The following is a 6,421-nucleotide window of genomic DNA, read 5'->3' on the forward strand; positions in this document are numbered from 1 at the left end:
GCAGGAAGCGGCCGGCGGCGAAAGGATCGTAGCCGGCCTCGCCGATCGACTTGATGCCGATGGCGTCGGCTTCCAGCTCCTGGTTGCGCGAGAATTGCGCGAGCCTCAGCTTGCCGCGGATCAACGCCGCCTTGGCGGTCGGGCTGTCGCCGAGCACATCGGAAACCACCTTGGTCGCCAGGCCTTCCTCTGCCTCGAGTTGCTGGCGCTGCAAGCCGTGATTGGCGGTGACGTGGCCCATCTCATGCGCGATGACAGCTGCAAGCTCGGCCGAATCATTGGCCAGCGCCAGGAGGCCGCGCGTGATGTAGAGATAGCCGCCCGGCAGCGCGAAGGCATTGACATTGGGCGAATTCAAAATGGTGATGCGATAGGTCTGTGTCGGGTTGGCGGACACCACCGTCAAACTACCGACCACCTTGGCGACCATGCGCTCGAGCTTGGGATCGGAATATTCGCCGCCATAGGTCGCCAGGATGCGCGGATGCTGCGCCCTGGCCAATTCGGCGAGCTTGTTGTTGGCGCCGACATTGTCCACCGTGATCGGCTTGTCGGAAGGCTGGAAGCCGGATTCCTGAACCTCCGGCGGCGTGAACATCTGGCAGCTTGCCAACGCCACGGCAAAGCCGGCCAGCGCGAGAAAGCGCGCCAGCGGTTTCATTCCCAATGTGTTAGCGCCGATCGCCAGAACGGCTTCCTTTCGGGTCCCGGCACATGACATTGAAAATCGGGGACGATCTTCAGAATGTTCACGTGCCATATCTCAAACTGCTGCAGTATCCGCGGCCCATCCCAGGGGCGGGCGCCGGATACTGCAGGCAAATCACGGCCTGTGCCGGACCGGTAGGGCGGACCTAGCCACACTCCCCCGGTCATGGCAAGCAAACGCCACATCGCCTGGAGCCGGTTTGACCGTAAATTATGTCCGCTTCCGGGCAACATCGCGTGATGTGGAATATCCGGCACCCGCGCCGATATAGCGCCGGAACGCCTCCGGACCAGCCCCGGCGAAGAAATCATCAGCCTTGCCGGTGGCGGCGACCAACCCATCGTCGACAAACACCATATGCTCGCCGATGCGGCGTGCATCCTCCGGCTGGTGGGTGACGAACAGCACTGTCATGGCGCGTTCGGCATGAACGGCGGCAACCAGATCCAGCATCTCGTCGCGTAAAGCCGGTCCGAGCGAAGCGAAGGGCTCGTCGAGCAGCAACACCGGTCGGTCGCGCACCAGCACGCGGGCCAGGGCGACGCGCTGGCGTTCGCCCCCGGAGAGCTCGCGCGGCAGGCGTTTCTCCTTGCCCGCAAGACCGGTGCGCGCAAGCGCCTCGGCGACCGCAGCGCGGTCCGCCTCGGTCAGCCGCAGGGATGGCGAGCGGCCGAGCCCGACATTCTGCTCGACGGAAAGATGCGCGAAGAGATTGTTCTCCTGGAACACCATCGACACCGGCCGCGCCGAGGCCGGCTCGGCGCTGACATCGACACCGCCGACCAGCACGCGGCCCGACCGTGGGGTCTCGAAGCCGGCGACCAGATTGAGCAGTGTCGACTTGCCCGAACCGCTCGGCCCCATGATGGCGGTGATCGTCGCCGCGGCAAACTCGACATCGAAAACAAGCGGCGCCTCGCCATAGCTGCCATAGCTGAACGACACTTTGTCCAGCCGCACCGGCGCGCCCTTCGCGAGCCCGTTGGCCGCCTTTTCACGCATCACGGACCTCCTCCCTTCCCAGCCAGTGCGCCGCCACGATCAACGCGAGACAGACGAGGCCGAGCAGCAGTGCGAGGCCGGCGGCATCCTCGGTGCGGTAGCTGCCCATCCGAGCCAGAAGAAGGTAGGGCAATGTCTGCACGGAATCACTGCCGAACAAGGCAATGACACCGAGATCGCCGAGCGACAGCGCCATGGCGAAAGCGAAGGCCGTGGCGAGCGGTCGCCGCAGCGACGGCCAGTCGACCAGCATCAGCCGGTTCCAGCCCGCAATGCCGAGCTGTGCACAGAGCCGTTCGTGACGCTCGCTCGCTGCATCATAGGCGGGACGCACGGCGCGGAGCGCAAACGGCATCGCCATCACCGCGTTGACGGTGACGACCATGACCGGAGCGATGGCGAAGACATCGCCGACATGGCGCAACAACAGGAACCAGCCGGCGCCGACGACGATCGGCGGCACGACCAGGACAAAACCGGCGCCTGTATCGGTGGCGTGTTCGAGCAGTGTCTTTGCGCCGGCACGGCGGTTCAGCGCCAGTGCCCGCCGCGCCATGGTCAGCGCCAGCGACAGCATCACCGAAAGCAGCGCCGACAGGAAGGCGAGCGCCGCACTGGTCAGCGTTGCCTGCCGGACAGTGGCCTCGCCGGCCAAGCGGGCGAGATCGGCACTCAATCCGGCCATCACGGTTGCCGCCATCGGCCCGACAACGAACAGCAGCGCCAGGACGATGAGTAGCGCGTTCAACCAGGTCTCGCTCCGATTGACCGAGAGATAGCGGCGTTGCGCGACCGGCAAATTGGTGTCGCCGACCACATTGGCGCCTAGCCGCGTCAGTGCCAGCACCACGATAAAGGTCAAGGCGATCTGCAGCAGCGTCAGTGCAACGGCCCGTGCGGGATCGAAATCGAAGCGCAGCGCCTGGTAGATGCCGACCTCAAGCGTCGTCGCGGCCGGCCCGCCGCCGAGCGTCAGCACGATCGTGAAGGATGTGATGCAGAGCATGAACACAAGCCCGGCGACGCCGGGCAGTGCGGCGCGCAGCGTTGGCCATTCGATCAGCCGGAACGCCGGCCGGGCCGCCATGCCGAGTTGGCTCGCCAGCCGCCATTGGTCGGCCGGTATGGTCTGCAGCGCCTCGAGGAACAGCCGCGTCGCCAGCGGCAGGTTGAAGAAGACATGGGCGACGAGAATGCCGGACAGGCCATAGATGCCCGGCCAGCTTCCGCCGCCGATAACGGCAAGCACGCCGGCGAAGTAGCCGGCACGGCCATAAAGCGCCAGGATGCCGAGCGCTGCAACGATGGCCGGCAGCGCCAACGGCACGGCGAAGATCTGCAGGATGAAGGCGCGGCCGAAGAAACGTGGATGCCGCGACAGAGCGCGCGCCACAAACAGCCCCGGGATGACCGAAAGCAGCGTCGACAGGACCGCTTGCCAGAGCGTGAAGCGAATGACGCGAAGCAGATAGGGATCGAAGGCTGCCCAGGCGCCCGAGAAATCATGGGCGCCCTCGAAAAGCAGGCCGGCAAACGCGCCGCCGATCAGCAGCGCGATTGCAGCGAGCGCGACAATGCCGGCACTGACGCGGGAATCCGTGGAATGCGCCGGCGCCATCGCGCTGCCTATTTGCTCATCGCCGCCAGCCATTCATCGACCCAGGCCTTGCGGTTGGCGGCGACCTCTTGCGGGCTGAACAGCAAGGTCTTCGTCGGCTTGACCAGTTTGTCGAAGGCCGGATTGAGCGGCTTGTCGGTCTTGCCTGCCGGGAACATCCAGTTGGTCTCGGGGATGGCATCCTGGAATTTCGGCCCGGTCATGAAGGCCATGAACTTGGCCGCCAGCGGATTCTTGGCTCCTGTCGTGGTGATACCCGCCACCTCGATCTGCAGATACTCGCCCTCCTCGAAGGAGGCCGCCTGGTAGCGCTCCGTGTTCTCGGCGACCATGTGGTAGGCTGGCGACGTCGTGTAGGACAGCACCATCGGCGCCTCGCCCTTGGTGAACAGCCCATAGGCCTCGCTCCAGCCCGGCGTCACGGTCAGCACCTTGGCCTTGAGCTTGGCCCAGGCCTCGGGTGCCTTGTCGCCATAGACCGACTTGACCCAAAGAAGCAGGCCGAGGCCTGGCGTCGAGGTGCGCGGATCCTGGATGACGATCTTGTCGTTGGCACTGCCTTCGATCAGCTCCTTCAGGCTCTTCGGCGGCGTCTTCATCTTCTGCGTGTCGTAGACGACAGCGAAATAGCCGTAGTCGAAGGGGACAAACGTGTCGTCGCTCCAGCCGCCCGGCACACTGACATCCGTCACCGCGCCATGCGGCGCGAACAAGCCTGACGCCTTGGCATCGGCGGTGAGATTGGTATCCAGGCCAAGCACGATATCGGCCTTGGTCGATGTGCCTTCCAATCTGACGCGGTTGAGCAGCGCGACGCCATCGGCGACCGAGACGAAGTCGACGTCGCAGCCGCATTCGGCCTCGAACTCCTTCTTCACCACGGGACCCGGACCCCAGTCGGCGGTGAAACTCTCATAGGTGTAGACGGTGAGCTTGTCCTTGGCCAAGGCGGGCCCGGACAAGGCCACGACCGTTGCTGAAACAAGAGCGTATAAAAGCGTGCGCATCGGCGCCTCCTTCGTTTGAATTGAAAGGAATTGAGGCGTCGGACTGTCCGAAACGTCTAATCCCTCCGCCGGTACAAACCGGATCAGGTTCAGCGGGTTGGCGAGACTGCCTCTCAGCCGGTCCGCGAAGATCGCGTCCGGCACCCCGTTAGAGCGTTTCGACACATAGGCCGGGCCGATCCGCCATGCAAGCGGGAGTTTGCCGCCTTCCGTTTCCCGTGCCGGGCTGGTAAGGGCCACACGATATGAGCACATTCACCATCCTGCTTGGCGGCGATCTCATCCGTACGCCACGGCTCGACCGTCAGGTCAAAGGCTCCCGCGTCATCGCCGCCGACGCCGGCATCGGTCATGCGCGGTTGCTGGGTCTCGTGCCGGAGCTGTGGGTGGGTGATTTCGATTCGGTGCCGGCCAACCTGCCGGACGATCTCGCTTCCGTGCCGCGCCGGACCTTCCCGGCGGAAAAGGACCAGACCGATGGCGAACTTGCCGTCGCCGCGGCACTGGAGCGCGGCGCGACCCGCCTGGTGCTGGCCGGCGCCTTTGGCGGCAAGCGCGCCGACCACGCTTTTCTGCATCTGTCGCTCGCCCTGCGGCTGGCGGAGGCGGGAACGGACGTGCTTTTGACCAGCGGCGCTCAGGAAGGCATCCCCCTGCTGCGCGGAACGGCCGGCTTCGACTATGCCGACGGCACGCTGTTTTCGGTGCTCGGCTTTTCCGAGCTCGACGGCCTGACCGTCACCGGCGCCAAATGGCCGCTCGCTCACGTCAAGGTGGCGTTCGGTTCGTCGCTGACCATTTCCAACGAGGTCAAGTCCGACAAGACCGGGGGCCGCCTCGAAATCGCGCTCGGCCATGGCCGCGCGATGCTGCTCGCTCATCCCTATCCCTTACCTGAAAGCTGACATGGCCCCGCCCCTTCTCAACCTTGATGGGATAAAACTGACCTTCGGCGGCACGCCGCTGCTCGATGGCGCCGCCTTGACGGCTTCGGCCGGCGACAAGATCGCACTGGTCGGCCGCAACGGGTCCGGCAAGTCGACCCTGCTGAAGATCGCCGCCGGCCTGATCGAGCCGCAGGACGGCGAAGTGTTCCGCCAGCCTTCGGCGACCGTCCGCTATTTGCCGCAGATGCCCGACATGGAAGGTTTTGCCACTGTCCGCGCCTATGTCGAGGCCGGGCTTGGCCCCGCCGACGATCCCTACCGCGCCAGCTATCTGATGGAGCATCTCGGCCTGTCGGGTGAGGAACGTCCGAACGACCTGTCGGGCGGCGAGGCGAGGCGCGCCGCCCTTGCCCGCGTCATGGCGCCGGAGCCCGATATCCTGCTGCTCGATGAGCCGACCAACCATCTCGACCTCTCGGTCATCGAATGGCTGGAAGAAGAACTCATCCGCACCTCCTCGGCGCTGATCGTCATCTCGCACGACCGCCGCTTCCTCGAACGCGTGTCGCGCGCCACGGTCTGGCTCGATCGCGGCCAGACCCGCAGGCTGGACAAGGGCTTCGGCCATTTCGAGGAATGGCGCGACCTGGTTCTGGAGGAAGAAGAACGCGAGCAGCACAAGCTCGGTCGCCAGATCGTTCGCGAAGAGCATTGGCTGCGCTACGGCGTGACGGCGCGGCGCAAGCGCAACATGCGCCGGCTCGGCGAGTTGCAGACCATGCGTCAGCGTTTTCGCGGTCATCGCGGGGCCGAAGGGTCGGCGATCATGGTGGCGAGCGACGCCACCGAGTCCGGCAAGCTGGTGATCGAGGCGAAAAACATCGAAAAGAGCTTTGGCGATCTCACCGTGGTCAAGGCGTTTTCGACCCGCATCCAGCGTGGCGATCGCGTTGGCCTGGTCGGGCCGAACGGCGCCGGCAAGACCACGCTCTTGAAAATGCTGACCGGCGAGATGAAGCCGGACGCCGGCTCGGTGCGGCTCGGCACCAATCTGGAGATCGCCACGCTCGACCAGAAGCGCGAGGCGGTCGACCCGCAGGAGACGCTGGCACAATATCTCACCGATGGGCGCGGCGAAAACCTCGTCATCAATGGCGAGCAGCGCCACGTGGTCTCCTACATGAAGGATTTCCTGTTC

Annotated in this window: 6 protein-coding genes and 1 riboswitch; of the genes, 2 read left to right on the top strand and 4 right to left on the bottom strand. The window is 65.1% G+C overall.

Annotated elements, in window-relative coordinates; genetic code table 11:
• The 4 genes from ENZ75_RS16720 to thiB all read right to left on the bottom strand — a co-directional run.
• Positions 1-661, bottom strand: a 661-nt coding sequence (locus tag ENZ75_RS16720) for a M48 family metalloprotease (RefSeq protein ID WP_164887846.1), incomplete at its 3' end; no start/stop codon positions are given.
• 258 nt (positions 662-919) lie between these two features.
• Positions 920-1,711, bottom strand: coding sequence for a thiamine ABC transporter ATP-binding protein (gene thiQ / locus ENZ75_RS16725; RefSeq protein WP_128278189.1), 792 nt, complete (start codon positions 1,709-1,711; stop codon positions 920-922).
• Positions 1,704-3,329 carry a thiamine/thiamine pyrophosphate ABC transporter permease gene (thiP, locus tag ENZ75_RS16730; RefSeq protein WP_024502936.1) on the bottom strand — a complete coding sequence of 542 codons (1,626 nt, stop codon included), beginning with the start codon at positions 3,327-3,329 and terminating at the stop codon, positions 1,704-1,706. The genes thiQ and thiP overlap by 8 nt, the downstream gene beginning before the upstream one ends.
• Before the next feature lie 8 nt (positions 3,330-3,337).
• The gene (gene thiB, locus ENZ75_RS16735) at positions 3,338-4,336 is read right to left on the bottom strand and encodes a thiamine ABC transporter substrate binding subunit (protein ID WP_063169191.1); all 999 of its coding nucleotides are present in this window, start codon (positions 4,334-4,336) and stop codon (positions 3,338-3,340) included.
• Between the two features lie 43 nt (positions 4,337-4,379).
• A riboswitch (TPP riboswitch) is annotated at positions 4,380-4,494 on the bottom strand.
• Positions 4,495-4,581: 87 nt separating this feature from the next.
• Between thiB and ENZ75_RS16740 the strand changes: the two genes are divergently transcribed.
• On the top strand, positions 4,582-5,241 hold the full coding sequence (locus ENZ75_RS16740; protein WP_027162509.1) for a thiamine diphosphokinase: 660 nt from the start codon (positions 4,582-4,584) through the stop codon (positions 5,239-5,241).
• Between the two features lies 1 nt (position 5,242).
• Positions 5,243-6,421: ABC-F family ATP-binding cassette domain-containing protein (locus tag ENZ75_RS16745; protein WP_164887847.1), on the top strand; the 1,179-nt coding region annotated here is incomplete at its 3' end.

It is taken from the genome of Mesorhizobium sp. M7A.F.Ca.CA.002.04.1.1 (assembly GCF_004022805.1).
Lineage (GTDB): Bacteria > Pseudomonadota > Alphaproteobacteria > Rhizobiales > Rhizobiaceae > Mesorhizobium > Mesorhizobium ciceri.